Below are 15,596 nucleotides of genomic sequence, written 5' to 3'. Positions count from 1 at the left end.
CGCTGGTTTTTTTATGCTAATTTGGGCAAGAGCTAATGTGAGTAAGCCTTAACTTGCTCTGTTAGATTTGATTGGTAGAACTTAGTTAAATCTAACGGTCGTATATGCTCCAATAGCGAGCGATGGAAACATCGCATTAAGTGTTTACTTCACTTCCTCAGCTTGGATGTTAATAGTGATGGGCGTGACTTATTTACCCTTATTTTTGTCCTTATTTTTTGTCTCAGAACATCAAAACGCCAATATTCAGAATCGACTACTTAAGCTCGGTTGCTTAGACATAATATCGACAGTTTCAATAATCTTACTTATAACCACGTCAGGCGCATCGTCTGGAATGTTATGAGTAGCGCCTTTAACAACAATATGTTCTGAATTGCGAGAAAGCTGAGCGATACTTTTTTGCATTTCAGCCCACTTATCTCCGACGTTGTAGAAGCGAGGTGCCGTTTTGTAGGCTTCTCTGTCATGACTCATTACCACCATTCTTAAATTACCAAAGTCATAATTGAAATCTTCTAAGGGTGTGAAGAAGCCGCCTTCGTTTCGGTAAGCTGACATCACTTGCGCGTATCGAAAACTGGAATAGTACTGGTCTAGTCGTTGCGCCAACGAAGAATCATATTTCTTAAAGAGATTCTTGATATCTGATATCCCCAGAATCGGATCAGCGTAATGCCAAATTTGCACATGTGTCGCGATGGGAGAGAAGGTTCCGCGTAATATTTCATGTTGATTCTCGTGCGCTGAATCTAACAATATTAGCGCAGCCAAATTACTGTTGGTTATTGCGGCAGTGTGTCTTGCGATAATTCCGCCGTATGACCGCGCAACTATAATGACCGAGTTGTCACCAGCAACATGTTGAATAAGAGATGCTTGAAGTTGAGCCTTTTGTTTCGTCGTAAAATCAGTTGGAATGTCGTCACTGCCGCCATGACCTAATCGGTCGTAATAACATGACGTGAATGTCTGTGGTAATTGCTCAGAAATTGATGACCAAACCTGTTCCGAGTCATCGCCATAACCAGATTCAAAAAAAACATAGGGATTTCCGCTACCTTTACAGACATACCTCACTTGTTTGCCTTCAAATGAGAAATAGTCGCCTGAAAGAGGAATTGGCTGATGAACAAAAAACGCAATAGTACGCAACAATATATAAATACTAAATATTATTAATATCGCTAAAGTTAGCTTGCTCAAGAAAAAACGTTGATAAATCGAAGACATATTTATTCCCTAATGTATTTACGCACAGTGTCTGAAAGTATTTATACTGCTCGCGTGCGCGAGTTAGCGAGCGTCCTGATTGACGCGTTTGCTAGCTTGTGTTGCACGAATAAAATCAAGATCACTAGTGATAACTCCAATACCCGATGCGACAACGTCATCGTAGGATTGGGTGATCGATTCATGTCGAGACCAAAGATAAACATCCGAACCATAGCTCTGCAATCTTGATGCGAGGCGTTTAGGATAGCCCCAAAAATACTTTGTCATTGAGGGTGGTATAAAAAGAATGGTGTTCCTACAGGACTCAGGAACTAGTCCAGCCCATCCAACTAAAAGATAATTTATTCCGCAACTCTTTACACTACCAACGCTTGCTAACCGTAAAGATAAATCCTTGTTTCGAAACCACTCCATACCTTTTGAAGAGGTAATTACAATATGGTTAGATTTTTTTCCAGCTAGATACTCATATAGAGTTTCGAATGAACGTATGTCGTTATCCTTTAGGTTTAGCCAAAACTCATGCTTTGGATACCGTTCGTAAAACGCCTCTAACTTGGAAATCCTAAAACCTTTTCCTCTAAATGGGAAAGTCGCACCATCATCAAACGTATATCCATATCCTGCATCAAGATTTTTCAACTGCTCAAACGATGTTTTATGTACTGGCCCAGACCCGTTTGTAGCACAATCTAACGTCCAGTCATGAAAAACAACCAGTTGGTCATCACGCGTTCTGTGAACATTTAAATGAATTACGTTAGCCCCTGCTGCAACGGAAGAAGCCACAGCTTCTAGTGTGTTCTCAACTGAATTGGTGTTTGATGCTTCTATTGAAAGGGAGGTACAGCCAGTTTTTTTTAATTTTTCATAGTTAACTGCACTTCCGCCTCCTCGATAGGCCACGATCTCGCCATGTCGCTGAAGGTCAGGAACGAACATATATGCGTTAACAACTCCTAGTGTGATTATGCAAGACAGTGCGATCAAAAACGTCTTAACTATTTTTATAAACATTTATTACCTGATTCCTTGATAGATAGATGGTCGATGAAAGCTAACATTTTAGTATTTATGCAACACGCAGTTTGTGTTGCATAATCGCATGTTGGACTGAGCCGCTACCTGCTCGGTATGGCAGAGTTGGTGTTGTTTATACTATGACTTACTTAAAAAAAATAGACTTTTTGGAGGCACTCACTTTCCTAGTTAGTGTAATCATATGTAAGCTTTCCCTGCATTGCTCAGCGCTTATTATGTATTCATTACACCTAAATTTGGCTTAATAAGCAATTATATTTTTTACGCATGCAGAGGCCGCTAGCCAGAGCAATTAAGCAGGTTAACTACTTGATTTTACAAAGCAGTCATAATCAAACATACCCTCCTTGGCTAATATCAAAGCGCATCCATGCGCTTCTCGTTCATTCTTTTGAAACGACGCGATCGAGCGAACCAAGAAAACGTCGCCCCAGCATCACACTTAATCCTCAAACCCTAAGCCGATATATAATACCAATTGCACTAAGTCTCCAATCAATTTGAAGGGTGAAATACCATATTAGCGTCGTTAAAAATTTCTCATTTAGAACAACTAAATAGCAAAATTTTTGCCTAGCTACTAAAGCTATTTCTCCGCTTCAAATTGCTCATTTACCTAATACAATTGGTATCGCAACCGCCTTGTAAGGCACATCCCTATGCCAGACAAGACTTGGCCGACATCCTGTCGGCACATTGTATATCAGCTTATGCTTTTCGGGTGTGATGGAGGGGGGATTAGTTTTGACTGCGAGCTCTAGTTTTTCTCTCAAAGCAGCAAATTTGCCTGCAAGCACCAAACAAAACTATCAGCACCGTTTTCCTCCCTAATCACACCCGAAAGTAAATTGCCAATGAGTCATTTCAACGCATGGATGCGTGAAAAGCTGTGACAGGGTCAAGGATGGCCCTTACACGGCGGTGACGTTCATATTGGCAATTTGCTTGAGGAGTCAGTGTGATGTTGGGAGTGCCCTTTCTTTTGCATACTTTTCTTTGGGCATCAAAGAAAAGTATGTCGTAGCCCATGGATGGGCGTCGAAGCCAGTCAGGAGGACAAGCTGACTTTACGATAAATTTCGAGCTATCAGCTGTTAGCAAAATAAACCTCCATGTTTAATATCAAAGCGCATCCATGCGCTTCTCGTTCATTCTTTTGAAACGACGCGATCGAGCGAACCAAGAAAACGTCGCCCCAGCATCACACCACTACAACAAATCAAATACCGGCTCTATCGCAACTAGACTGAAGTTATCCAAATCCAAGCGGTGCTGTATTCCTAACGGCAAAATCCACTGCGGATCAGTATGGCCAAAGTCAAGCCGAGTTATTACGGGTAAACTGTCACAGCCAAACTCATCACGTACAACCGATAAAATCACCTCATCAAGCGCAGCCATCTCGCGCTCGCTGTAATCCCGCGCACGGCCAATCATTAAGCCGGATATTTTTTCAAACACCCCCATCACCCCATAGTTACGTAACCAAAAACGAATATAGTCTTGACTGGGTTTATCCTCAGAGGTTTCTAAAAATAGCAATTTGTCTTGCCAAAATGACGGCGATGGCCAGTATTCAGTGCCTTTTAGCATCTCCATCACTTCAAAACAGCCGCCAAATAGCCGCCCTTCCACTTGCCCTGTACCTTGCAGTACTTTTGGACCATTTGTCGCAATAGCGGGATGCAGCTTACCGACGTTTTCTGGTATTGCCCACTCCGGATAGCCATGAGAATAAGCGTTGAATATTGGGTATTGGACTTCACCTAGTAGCGCCTGCGCTAAATAGGCTTGATACTCAGCACTAGCATTGTGGTACTGGGAGAAACCGGCCATGATCGATGGGCCGTTAAAGGTGACTAATCCCCACTGGTTCAGCAGTGTGGTGAGCGTGGAAAAGTCAGAATAGCCCATCATAAACTTAGGGTTATTCAAGATAACGGATTTATCTAAATAAGATAGGATCCGCGCGGAATCTGAACCACCAATAGAAGAAATTATCCCGGCTATATTCGGGTCGGCAAAGGCATCATTAATATCTTTTGCACGTAATTGTGGCTGTGAAAAGAGCACATCCGCAGCCGTTCGAGCCGACGGCATTTCAACAATATTAAAACCAAGCGAACGCAGGTTTGCTAACCCTTGCTCAAAGATGTGAGGAAATGTACCTGGGCCACCCCAGCTAGGTGATACAATCGCAAGGGTATCACCTCGGTTTAGTTTTTTAGGCTTGCGTAATTGCACCGTCTATTTTGCCTTAATGGAATATTCATCAGCGACTAGATATATCCCATTAAGACAACAGAATCAAACGCTTATTCGAACCTTTCAACGCGAAATGGAGCTAAATCAACAGAGGTAGGTTTGCCTGTCATGAGTTCAGTAATAAGCGTGCCAGTAATGGCCGACATTAAAATCCCCGTCCTAAAGTGCCCACACGCATTAATGTAACCCTCCACGCCATCAACGGGGCCCAAAATTGGCAGCTCATCCGGTGTACCGGGTCTAAGCCCTGCCCAACAACGTTTAATACTCGACTCTTTTAGCACCGGCAAACACTTCATAGCACCTTGTGACAACTCGGTTATTTTATCTAGACTATTGGTGGTGTCGAAACCTTTTTCCTCCGTTGATGAGCCAATTAAAATCTCGCCATTGTCCTTTTGTGCAATGTAGCAATCACTGGTACTGATACAACCATTTAATACTTTAGGCATGCGCTCGGACAACACTATTTGACCCTTAACCGGGTAAACTGGCATGTGTTTACCTGTCGCCTGATGGTAAATGTCATCCGCCCAAGCACCAGCGGCATTAATCAAGGTCTCACAATGCAGGCTTTTATCTTGCGTCCTCACGCCTATCACCTTATTGCCTTCACGCAGTACCTCTAGCACTTCGGTATTCAGAAATAACTCAACACCATTTTGGCGTGCTCCTTCGGTATACGCATCAACTAATCGGTATGGGTTTACCTGATGGTCGCAAATAAAATCTATTGCACCAATCGCATCAGGAGTGATGTAAGGCTCCTCTGCACGTAATTGCTGTTGGTCTAGCCAACGGATCTGCGAAGACAAATTAGGGATCCCTGACACTATGCTATCTGCATATATTTCATCATCGCGATTGTACATAATGAATTTAAGACCGGTACGTTCAAACTTAAAGTCGACATCGTGTCTGGTCAGCATTTCTTCATGCAGTGCTGGATATAACTCGTTTGATTTGAGCGCAAGTTCAAAAAAGCATTCTGGTAATTGATGCGGCCGCAATGTTTCCGCAGCTTCGGTATCTCCTTCACTTTGGAGCTTAGACAAGGTTTTGAAGAAGATCACACCACAGCCAAGACCAACCGACTCACCAATCGCCCATAATCCACCCGCAGATGCACGAGACGCGTTACCCGGCTTTTTTAAATCCACTAACGCGATTTTTAGGTTGGTATCGCGGCTTAAAAAATAGGCACAGGCAGCACCAATTACACCGCCACCTGCGATAATGACATCATACTGCTTCATGGTTTTTCTCCAGTAAAGTAAATGGAATTGGGTCAAGTGGGAATCTTGGCCTTATCACACCGAGTGTATCTAAGTGCCCTGCCGCGTGCAGTCGGTCTAGTGCATAGCTAGAACACATTTTCCCTTGGCAGTCTCCCATGCCAATACGGGTTCTCATTTTCACGCTAGATAAATCTTTTGCACCTTGTTGTAATGCTAAATCGAGTTGCTGGCGCTTTACTTGTTCGCAGCGACACACCACAGTATCTGGTTGGGTTAACGCTAGTAACCCCTCTCTGCGCGCCGAGAAGCGGTCAAATCCGGCTCTAAACTTCTGTGCTTGCTTACGCTTAGTTTTGAGCTTGCGCATCCGCGTGTGGAAGGCCGTTTCGCTTAAACAGGCTTGTTCATAGGCAAGCATGGTTGCGGCCATTTTCCCTTCAATGATAGCCGCTTCGGCACCTAGCAAACCATTGGTGTCACCACAGACAAAAATTGAATTTAAGCTACTGCGTAAATTGTCATCTAATAAAGGCACATAGCCATTCGTGGTGGTGTACTGATGAGAAACCCCAAGTAGCATGGCAAGCTGGGTGCGGGCAACAAAACCATAGCCGACCCCTAGACTATCCACGGCTAAATGCTGCGCTTTTGACAAGTCCGCATGCCAATGCTCATCGTAAGGCGCTACGGTAACACTGGAGAGTTTTTCTTGGCCTTCTGCTTTCACAATGCCATAGCCATACTTGAATGGAATATTATGCTTTTTGAGATACGCCAACATACTCAATCCCGAAAGCGTAAGCTTAGGTTTATTAAGCAGCGCCACAGTCTCTTTCGCCAGTTCACTAAAGCGACTCGCTTCATATACGCCAACCACTTGTGCACCAGATTTATGTAACTGGCAAGCAACCAGTGGCAATAATGGTCCAGTTCCGACTAAAGCCACTTTTTTCCCTGGTCGAACTAACCCACTTTTAAGCTGAAGTTGCATCCCACCCATTAACATCACACCAGGTAACTGCCATCCTTCAAATGGCACACTGCGCTCATGACAACCAGTTGCCAGAACCAACTTGGTGTAATCAATTTGTGTTAACTGATTTTGTGTTTGCAACAGCAAACCGCTCTCGCCTTCAGGCCCAAGCACTTTGGTTTGTAGTTGTAGTGTTATATCTTGTTTATGATGTTCGTAGCGTACCTTTAGTGCAGCCATCGCTCGTTTAAGATTTTCATCTAAATGAGGAAGCTTACTTGCTTGTCGAAGTGGCCCGCGATAGATCACCCCACCAATTTTTGGTGCTTCGTCAACTAAGGTGCTACTAATGCCATATTTAGCCAGCTCAGCTGCACAGCTAACGCCAGCAGGCCCTGCACCGACAATAACGATTTTTTCTTTTTGACAACTAGACATCACACTATACCCCGACCTGCTTGAAACGATTTTGTTTGGTTTCAACCTGCATATTGGGTTGTACTAAGGTTTGGCAAGCCTTTTGTTTATGTTGTTTGTTTATTGTTACCTGACAACAGTGACAAACCCCCATACCACAATAAGCACCAGATACGGCCTCTCGATCGCTTTCCATAATTTGCTTGTAGTTTGCCGCAAGCAAAACAGACAACACGGTTTCACCATCGCATGCGTTAACCGCAATGTCGTCGATTTGAATTTGGAACTGTAACCCCTCAGGGTCTGTAATATCTTGGGTTCTGGATAATTCAGACATGAAAAAATGCTCCTTCAATAAAGTCGCACAAAGCCTACTATCCAAATATTAAAAATAAACATTTTATTTACTTTATTCACTTTAATTTGATCCAAATTAACTTTTAAGCACTCTCGCGCTAATTCTGTTCAATTCGGTGCAAATGCTGCACTCACCTCACTAAAGCAGTGCAATGTGAACGTACTTACAGACCAACAAAAATCACATCCTATTGATATTAAATAATTTTAATTTCTGGCACAGTTTTTCCTTATCAACTAACACGACAAAGAAAGGAGCGTAATTATGTACACTTTATATCAAACGATGTACTTACTTTGGCATTTGGATGTGAGTATCTGGCCTGTGCACGATACAGCAACAAACCCAGTAGATGTTAAGGAGAAGACACAATGACACTTGGCAAACTAGACACAGCAGTACACGCAGTAATGAACGATATGCTCACCCCATCACAAGCTGCAAAAGCCTATCATGTGTCGCAGAGAGCACTTTACGAAGCACTGCGACGCTCCCAAGAGAAACAGCAAACTCGATGGCAAAAATTAATGCATGAAAAGGCAAGGCTTGAGCGAAGTCTGGCTCGGATAAATAAGGAACTGCATGAACAATTTGTCTAATAGCGCTATGCAGCTTCGCATTATTCAGGCGCCTAGCTTGAAATACAATCGCTTAGATTGTCAGCTTTGGGTAAAACAACTCAGCGCACTGACGCAAGCCTGTATTAATCTTGGCGCCTCTATCGGCTTTTTGCGCTCATCCTCTAGCAGAGCAATACAAAACTACTGGTGGCAGGTATTCGATGCTGTGATCAAGTCGCAAAAGACGCTTATTATCGCTGAACTTAATGGCGTAATGGCAGGTTGTGTGCAACTCTCACCAGCAACAAAAGATAATGCTCAGCACCGGGCAGAAGTGGAAAAACTATTGGTGCATCCAAACAGCCGACGAAAAGGCGTGGCAACAAAGCTGATGCAAGCCATAGAGCAAGAATCTACACGGCAGCAGATATCGTTACTCGTCCTTGATACACAATCGGATTCGGACGCAGAAATCCTATATCAGAGTTTGGGCTTTAAAGTTGCTGGGCAAATCCCTCATTTTGTCAGTGATGAACGCGGTGACTTCCATGCCACCACATACTATTACAAACTGCTTGCACCGACCTTGCGCAATCGTATTGAGAACCTAGCTCAAGCGCATTATGCCAATGAATATTAGCAAACCAGTCTAATCAAGCGACTCGCTACGACTTTCATTCAGGCGATAAAAAAACAGCTTACCGGTGTGCTGCGGTGTAGTTACAGCCTCTAAGATTGGCGCAGCGCCTTGTGGTATGCTCATCACATTGGGATTATTGATAGTAAGACCATCGCGCAGCTTAGTATCTATTGCCCCAGGACACAATACCGTTATTTTGTAGCCATCTTTGTGAAGACCTTTAGATAAGGTCACCACGCCCGCTTTCGCCGCACAATAAGACGTCCAATCTTTGTAACTGTTAAATGCCGCCGTCGACGCCACATTGATCAAATGTACCGCTTTGTTTGCTTTAATTGCAGCACGAGAAATTAAATAAGTACCGATTAGATTTACTTCGATGTCACGGATCCAAAGATTTGGGTCTGAGTCTGCCACTAAACTTGAGTAAAGCGTTCCTGCCGCATTGATTACACAGTCATAAGATTTGTCGTCAAAAAAACGCTCAACTCCAGCTGGTTTAGAGACATCAAGCTGCGCGCGTGATGGTGCTTCTACTTCGTGTCCTAAGCGCTTCAATTCATCGCTTAAATAAGCGGCAAGACCACCCTGTCCGCCCGTTATTAACACTTTCATTTCTGTGGCTCTGGGATTGGATGATTGTCACTTTGCTCTATCAGCTTTTTATACTGATCGTAGATTTTTTGCTTTAAGTTACTGGAGCTAACGCCAGCACCATAAGGAAAGTAAAATACCTGAACTCCAAGCTCTTTCAGATAATCATATTTTCCCTTCCAATCATCGCCAATCACGAACACATCAATATTTAGATTTTTCACTGTTTCACGATGATCTAAAGTACGTTGTGGAATAGCAAGATCTGGGTCTCTTAACCCTTCGATAATCGCTAAACGCTCTTCAAATGGCACTGCCGGTGGCTTTTTATAAGAACAAACAAGTTCATCGGTGCTCACACCAACGATCAATGTGTCTCCTAAACCTCGGCCATAACTAATCATTTTTAAATGATTACTGTGAAATAAATCAAATGTTCCTGAGACATAAACAATTTTATTTTTCATAAATTGCTATTTCCCTCCAGCTAAATCAATAAAAGTTCCTGTAACAAAGCTTGCTTCATTACTTAAAAGCCAAGCGATGGCATTGGCAACCTCAATCGCGGTTCCACCTCGCTTCAGCGGTAAAAAATCGGCTAGGCGATCAACTCGGTTTGGTTCGCCCCCGTCGCCGTGGATATCGGTATAAATACAGCCCGGTCTCACGCAGTTCACGCGGATCTGCTCAGCGGCTAATTCCAGAGATAAACCTTTAGTGAAGCTGTCTATTGCACCTTTTGCAGCCGCATAGTCAACATACTCATTAGCTCCACCTAAATAAGAAGCTGCCGACGATACATTCACTATTGCGCATTGTGCTGGATTGGCACTTAAACGCATGTGTTTAATTGCTTCGCGAGCACAAATAAAATACGGCGTAACATTATTAGTAAGCATATTGTTGATACGCGCTGCAGTCATGTGTTCAACTCGAGTCTGCACGTTCAGCACGCCCGCGTTGTTGACCAGATGCGTAACTATGCCAATATCGGTCTTTATCTTGTCAAACATTGCCTCTACGGATTTTTCATCTGTGACATCTGCTTGTAACAAATACGCTTTACCATTATTACATAGGATGGTATCAGCAACCGTTTCTGCGGCTTGCACATTCTGCTTGTAATTTATAACAACGGTAAATCCTTGTTGTCCCAGCAGTTGAGCCGTTGCCGCACCAATCCCACGGCTCGCACCGGTGATAAGTACCACTTTTTGCATCTATTATTCCTTAAATTGGGCCAACAGCTACTGATAGTTCAGTACTTCTACACCCATGTCTTCTTTGACGTGTTCTATCACCATATAGGTATGATTTGTACCAACTCCAGGTATTTCAACAATTTGACCTAATACCTCACGATATTGACGCATATCCTGGACTCGGATTTTAACTAAATAATCAAAGCCACCAGCTACCATATCACAAGAAACGACGTTGGGGATTTTTACAATATGCTGTTTAAACACCTCAAATACCGCTTCGGTCGAGCTTTTTAAGGTGATTTCCACATGCGCAACCAAATGCTGGCCAAGTTTTGCGGCATTTAATCTTGCCGTATACCCTTCGATATACCCCTCCGACTCGAGTTTTTTTACTCGATCGAGACACGGACTCGGACTCAAGTTTACCTCTTTCGCCAAGTTTACATTAGAGATCCGGCCATTGCGCTGGAGCGCGTCTAAGATTGCTAAATCGATGCGATCTAATACCCGAGTTTTAATGGAAGTCGTCATATCAGCATAAAATTTTGTGAGGGTTTGAGATTACCCGCAAATTTACCGTATTCCTTAAAAATAAAACAGCATATTCTGCTGTCTTTTCGATAGAATGCCCGCGAAATTAACGATAAAGGGCAAAGCGGCTTATTTCAGTCTTTAACGCGGCTTTGTTCGAACATTTAGATTATGCATTCTGGCTAAAATTTGAACCCCCAAATGGGTGTGTTATGGTTAGCAATGTGACTGCATCATTTTGTCGTAATTGAGGCTTCCTATACAAATTAAACTACACTTTCAACCTTTGGTTGCTTAGTTTGGCATCAGTTCAGATGTAGTTTTGTAATCTGCACATTCAGGTGTGTGATTCCATAGGCAGGCGCGAATTACATGTATTTTTGACTCCAATTTTTGAGGGTTGCTTATGCTTTATAACGGCGATTTGACAACTAACTGTCCTATCCGACAAAAGATCCGTGATTTTTACCGCATCGATGAGAATGCAGTAATTGATCATATTTTACCTTTAGCAGAGGTAGGCGTTACAGCTCGAAGCCGAGCATGGGAACGTGCACGTCAAATGGTATTGAACATTCGTAGAGATCAAGATGGTCAAAACGGTGTCGACGCGCTTTTAAATGAATTCTCTCTTTCTACCGAAGAAGGCGTGGTACTAATGTGTTTGGCCGAAGCTTTACTTCGTGTACCAGACAAAGCAACACAAGAAAGCCTGATCCGCGACAAGCTCGCAAAAGGCGACTGGAGTTCACACTTAGGCAGCAGCGACTCGTTATTTGTTAACGCTTCAAGCTGGGGTCTACTCGTTACCGGTAAAATGGTTAACTATTCAGACAAGAATAAAGAAGAACAATTTGGCGTGCTAAAGCGTACAATTGGTCGTCTTGGTGAGCCAGTTATCCGTAAATCCGTTAACTATGCAATGAAGATCATGGGTAAGCAGTTTGTAATGGGTGAAACCATTCAAGATGCTATCGATCGCGCCGCTGATAAAGAACAAAAAGGTTATGTATATTCGTACGACATGCTAGGTGAAGGCGCACGTACGATGAAAGATGCAGATCGTTACTTCCAAAGCTATATGACTGCTATCCACGCGATCGGTAAAGCAGCGAAAGGCCGTGGCCCAATTAAGAGCCCAGGTATTTCAGTGAAGCTTTCTGCTATCCACCCGCGCTACGAATTCACACATCGCGACCGCGTGATGGACGAGCTTGTACCTAAGCTAAAAGAACTTGCGATTGCTGCGAAAGAATACGATATCGGTTTCACGGTTGATGCGGAAGAAGCGGATCGTTTAGATATCTCACTAGATGTCATCGAAGCGGTATTCTCAGACGACGCACTTGGCGACTGGAATGGTTTTGGTCTTGCAGTACAAGCATATCAAAAACGTGCCATTTTCGTTGTGGAATGGGTAGCTGAACTTGCTCGCCGCGTAGGCCGTAAACTGATGGTGCGTCTAGTTAAAGGTGCTTACTGGGATACAGAAATCAAAACCACTCAACAAGATGGTCTTGAGCACTTCCCTGTGTTCACTCGTAAAGCAACGACTGACGTTTCTTATAAAGCGTGTGCTATTAAGCTCCTTGAAGCACGCGATGTGCTATTCCCGCAATTTGCGACGCATAATGCTTACACCGCAGCAACCATTCTAGAAGTGGCCAAAGGCGATAACAAAGGGTTCGAATTCCAACGCCTACACGGTATGGGTGAATCACTTTACGACCAAATCGTTGAAAACGAAGGAATTCAGTGTCGTGTGTATGCACCAGTTGGTCAGCACGAAGACCTACTTGCTTATCTGGTACGCCGTCTACTTGAAAACGGTGCAAACTCATCATTCGTAAACGCAATTGTTGATACTACGAAGCCTGTTGAGTCACTACTTCCAGATCCTGTAGAAACACTGCAAGGCCTACGTAACCGTTACAATACGCAGATTAAGCTACCTATCGAGCTTTATGGCGATGAGCGTCCAAACTCAAAAGGTAAAGACCTTACGGACATCAACGATTTAACACCGTTTAAAGAAAACCTAGACAACTGGTTTACCGAACACCTAATCGATGAAAGCCAAGTACCAGAAGGTCACCTTGCTGTTCGTAACCCTGCGAACCACAAACAAGTGATTGGATCTGTGCCTTTACACGATGAAGCACACATGCAAAGCGTGCTTGCCAATGCTGATGCGGCTTTTGAAAGTTGGTCTCAAACCTCTGTTGAAGAGCGTGCAAACTTACTACGCCGCACTGCTGACATCCTTGAGCGTCACCATGATGAACTTGTTGCTATCTGTATTAAAGAAGCAGGTAAAGTAACCCAAGACAGCATCGATGAAGTACGTGAAGCCGTTGACTTCTGTCGCTACTATGCAGCGCGTGCAGAAGAGCTTTCTAAAGATGAGCGTTTTGAAGCTCGTGGCGTGATTTTATGTATCAGCCCGTGGAACTTCCCGCTTGCGATCTTCTTAGGTCAGGTAGCTGCTGCTATCGTGACGGGTAATACCGTTATTGCAAAGCCAGCTGAACAAACCAGTATGATTGCACTGCGTTGTATTGAATTAATGCATACCGTTGGTTTACCAGAGCACGTAGTACAACCGGTTATCGCACGCGGTAGCGAAGTGGGTAAACACATCGTGCCTGACGAGCGTATCCAAGCGGTTATGTTCACAGGTTCAACAGAGACAGGCACGCTTATCTCGCAAATTCTTGCTGAGCGTAACGATATTCAGGTTCCTCTGATCGCAGAAACTGGTGGTCAAAACTGTATGATCGTTGACTCAACAGCATTACCAGAGCAAGTGGTTGACGATGTTATTTCATCAGGTTTCCAAAGCGCCGGTCAACGCTGTTCAGCACTTCGTGTGTTGTTCTTACAAGAAGATGTTGCTGACGGTATCATCGAAATGATCCAAGGTGCACTTAAAGAGCTACATATCGGCGACCCATCGCTACTATCTACAGACGTAGGTCCAGTAATCGACGAAAAAGCGCTGACCACTTTGACTAAGCATGTTGATTACATGAAGTCGAACGGTAAGCTACTATTCGAAGCTAAGATCCCTGATAACAGTGAGAACGGCGCTTACTTCTTCGCTCCGCGCCTATATGAGATTTCTGATCTATCCGTGCTTAAGCGTGAAGTATTCGGTCCGGTAGTTCACGTTGTACGCTTTAAAGCAGATCAACTTGATAATGTGATCGACCAAATCAATGGTACAGGCTACGGTCTAACAATGGGCGTTCATTCACGTATTGAAGAGCGCTGCGAATACCTAGCTAAGATGTCTCGCGCGGGTAACGTATACGTGAACCGTAACATGATTGGTGCAATCGTTGGTGTGCAACCATTTGGTGGGCGTGGTCTTTCTGGTACAGGTCCAAAAGCAGGTGGTCCAAACTACCTACTTCGCCTTGTGAAAGAAAAAGCGTCACCAGACAACGTACAAATGACAGATCTGACGCCTGATGAGCTAGAGATCCACCACTTCCCAGGTGCCGTTGAGCAAGTTGAAAAACTGATGCAAAACTCTAAGCGTGATGAGAAGATCTGGCGTCGTACTGCGCTTAATGACCGTGTTTCGGCAGTGCGTCAGCTACTCGCAAAAGTGGCAACAGTAGACATCATTGATGAGCTGGCGGATGATTTGTCATTAACGCTTTCTGATGCGCGTGCTCAGCTAAACCGCTTAGAAAAGCGTATGCGTACTTACACAACGCTACCGGGACCTACTGGTGAGTCGAACACGCTGCACTTAGAAGCGCGTGGTTGTGTAGTGGTATATGCCGATAAGAGTACTTCGTTCAACTTCTGGGCGATATCAATTATCACAGCACTTGCTGCCGGTAACACAGTGATCACAGTAGCCTCTGACTTATTCTATGAAGAAGCATTGGCATTTAGAGATAAGTTCATCTCAACTGGCGTTGCTGAAGGCGTATTCCAAGTAGCGAAGCAAAACCAGCTACAAGCGATTTTGGCACACCCTCACCTTGCAGGTGCTGTTGTGGCTGCGCGCTCTTCACGCCTTGGTTACTTCTCACAGCAACTTGCGGAGCGCAAAGGTGCAATCCTGCCGGTGATCAGTGCAGAGTACTACGATACGCTTATCAATCGTCTAGTGACTGAGAAAACCATCAGTATCGATACCACAGCTTCTGGTGGTAACACTTCACTGATGACGCTTGTTGAAGACGAAGAGTAAAAGAATATAAGTCGCTATGTTAGCCATAGCGATTTTATCGACCAAAGCCAGCGCAAGCTGGCTTTAATTTTTTACGCAGCGCTTGATGTCCTTAATCCCACAATGACATTAACAATGTCCATTAAATAAACATCTTCAACCAAAGCAATCACATCATTCCATTTAGGGTTGTATTCGTTATTCTCCCAGCGCCTTAATGTTCGCTCCTCTATACCATAGCTTGCGGCTGATTCAGCTTGAGTAAAACCGCGACTTTTACGTGCAAATCTAAGTATGGCAGCACCAAGCGGCGCGCGTTCAGAAACTAAAGGTTGGCTCATTAACATCA

14 protein-coding genes are annotated in these 15,596 nt (G+C 43.9%); 3 read left to right on the top strand and 11 right to left on the bottom strand.

Going from position 1 to position 15,596, the window contains the following annotated elements:
• Positions 1-246: 246 nt before the first annotated feature.
• From MHN30_RS01150 to MHN30_RS01125, 6 genes are all read right to left on the bottom strand, one after another.
• Positions 247-1,233 carry an alpha/beta hydrolase gene (locus MHN30_RS01150; RefSeq protein ID WP_130163589.1) on the bottom strand — a complete coding sequence of 329 codons (987 nt, stop codon included), beginning with the start codon at positions 1,231-1,233 and terminating at the stop codon, positions 247-249.
• Between the two features lie 63 nt (positions 1,234-1,296).
• Positions 1,297-2,253, bottom strand: a complete 957-nt coding sequence (locus tag MHN30_RS01145) for a glycerophosphodiester phosphodiesterase family protein (RefSeq protein WP_130163588.1) — start codon at positions 2,251-2,253, stop codon at positions 1,297-1,299.
• A gap of 1,233 nt (positions 2,254-3,486) precedes the next feature.
• The gene (locus MHN30_RS23875) at positions 3,487-4,521 is read right to left on the bottom strand and encodes a S66 peptidase family protein (RefSeq protein WP_130163587.1); all 1,035 of its coding nucleotides are present in this window, start codon (positions 4,519-4,521) and stop codon (positions 3,487-3,489) included.
• A gap of 71 nt (positions 4,522-4,592) precedes the next feature.
• On the bottom strand, positions 4,593-5,798 hold the full coding sequence (locus MHN30_RS01135; RefSeq protein WP_130163586.1) for an FAD-dependent oxidoreductase: 1,206 nt from the start codon (positions 5,796-5,798) through the stop codon (positions 4,593-4,595).
• Positions 5,785-7,191 (bottom strand): FAD/NAD(P)-binding oxidoreductase, encoded by a 1,407-nt coding sequence (locus MHN30_RS01130; protein ID WP_039493625.1) that lies wholly within the window; start codon positions 7,189-7,191, stop codon positions 5,785-5,787. The genes MHN30_RS01135 and MHN30_RS01130 overlap by 14 nt, the downstream gene beginning before the upstream one ends.
• 4 nt (positions 7,192-7,195) lie before the next feature.
• A complete protein-coding gene (locus tag MHN30_RS01125) occupies positions 7,196-7,507 on the bottom strand; it encodes a 2Fe-2S iron-sulfur cluster-binding protein (protein ID WP_010371949.1) in 312 nt (103 codons plus the stop codon).
• A gap of 392 nt (positions 7,508-7,899) precedes the next feature.
• Between MHN30_RS01125 and MHN30_RS01120 the strand changes: the two genes are divergently transcribed.
• On the top strand, positions 7,900-8,127 hold the full coding sequence (locus tag MHN30_RS01120) for a helix-turn-helix domain-containing protein (RefSeq protein WP_069018978.1): 228 nt from the start codon (positions 7,900-7,902) through the stop codon (positions 8,125-8,127).
• The gene (locus tag MHN30_RS01115; RefSeq protein ID WP_130163585.1) at positions 8,111-8,728 is read left to right on the top strand and encodes a GNAT family N-acetyltransferase; all 618 of its coding nucleotides are present in this window, start codon (positions 8,111-8,113) and stop codon (positions 8,726-8,728) included. The genes MHN30_RS01120 and MHN30_RS01115 overlap by 17 nt, the downstream gene beginning before the upstream one ends.
• Before the next feature lie 9 nt (positions 8,729-8,737).
• On the opposite strand, the gene MHN30_RS01110 is transcribed toward MHN30_RS01115, so the two are convergent.
• From MHN30_RS01110 to MHN30_RS01095, 4 genes are read right to left on the bottom strand one after another with little or no spacing between them, the layout of a single operon-like run.
• A complete protein-coding gene (locus MHN30_RS01110; protein WP_130125902.1) occupies positions 8,738-9,343 on the bottom strand; it encodes an SDR family oxidoreductase in 606 nt (201 codons plus the stop codon).
• Positions 9,340-9,789 carry an adenylyltransferase/cytidyltransferase family protein gene (locus tag MHN30_RS01105; RefSeq protein ID WP_010371961.1) on the bottom strand — a complete coding sequence of 150 codons (450 nt, stop codon included), beginning with the start codon at positions 9,787-9,789 and terminating at the stop codon, positions 9,340-9,342. The genes MHN30_RS01110 and MHN30_RS01105 overlap by 4 nt, the downstream gene beginning before the upstream one ends.
• Before the next feature lie 6 nt (positions 9,790-9,795).
• Positions 9,796-10,542, bottom strand: a complete 747-nt coding sequence (locus MHN30_RS01100; RefSeq protein WP_239357181.1) for an SDR family oxidoreductase — start codon at positions 10,540-10,542, stop codon at positions 9,796-9,798.
• 27 nt (positions 10,543-10,569) lie between these two features.
• Positions 10,570-11,058, bottom strand: coding sequence for a winged helix-turn-helix transcriptional regulator (locus tag MHN30_RS01095; protein WP_010371968.1), 489 nt, complete (start codon positions 11,056-11,058; stop codon positions 10,570-10,572).
• A gap of 406 nt (positions 11,059-11,464) precedes the next feature.
• On the opposite strand from MHN30_RS01095, the gene putA reads away from it, so the two are divergent.
• Positions 11,465-15,268 (top strand): bifunctional proline dehydrogenase/L-glutamate gamma-semialdehyde dehydrogenase PutA, encoded by a 3,804-nt coding sequence (gene putA, locus MHN30_RS01090; protein WP_239357178.1) that lies wholly within the window; start codon positions 11,465-11,467, stop codon positions 15,266-15,268.
• 71 nt (positions 15,269-15,339) lie between these two features.
• Here the strand turns inward: putA and MHN30_RS01085 are convergent, their stop codons facing one another.
• Positions 15,340-15,594: a helix-turn-helix transcriptional regulator gene (locus MHN30_RS01085; protein ID WP_045990720.1), complete on the bottom strand. Its 255-nt coding sequence runs from the start codon at positions 15,592-15,594 to the stop codon at positions 15,340-15,342.
• Positions 15,595-15,596: the final 2 nt, after the last annotated feature.

The organism is Pseudoalteromonas sp. OF7H-1 (genome assembly GCF_022347825.1).
Taxonomy (GTDB): domain Bacteria; phylum Pseudomonadota; class Gammaproteobacteria; order Enterobacterales; family Alteromonadaceae; genus Pseudoalteromonas; species Pseudoalteromonas maricaloris.
Note: the sequence above shows the minus strand (reverse complement) of the source record. Positions and strands in the feature narration are given on the sequence as shown.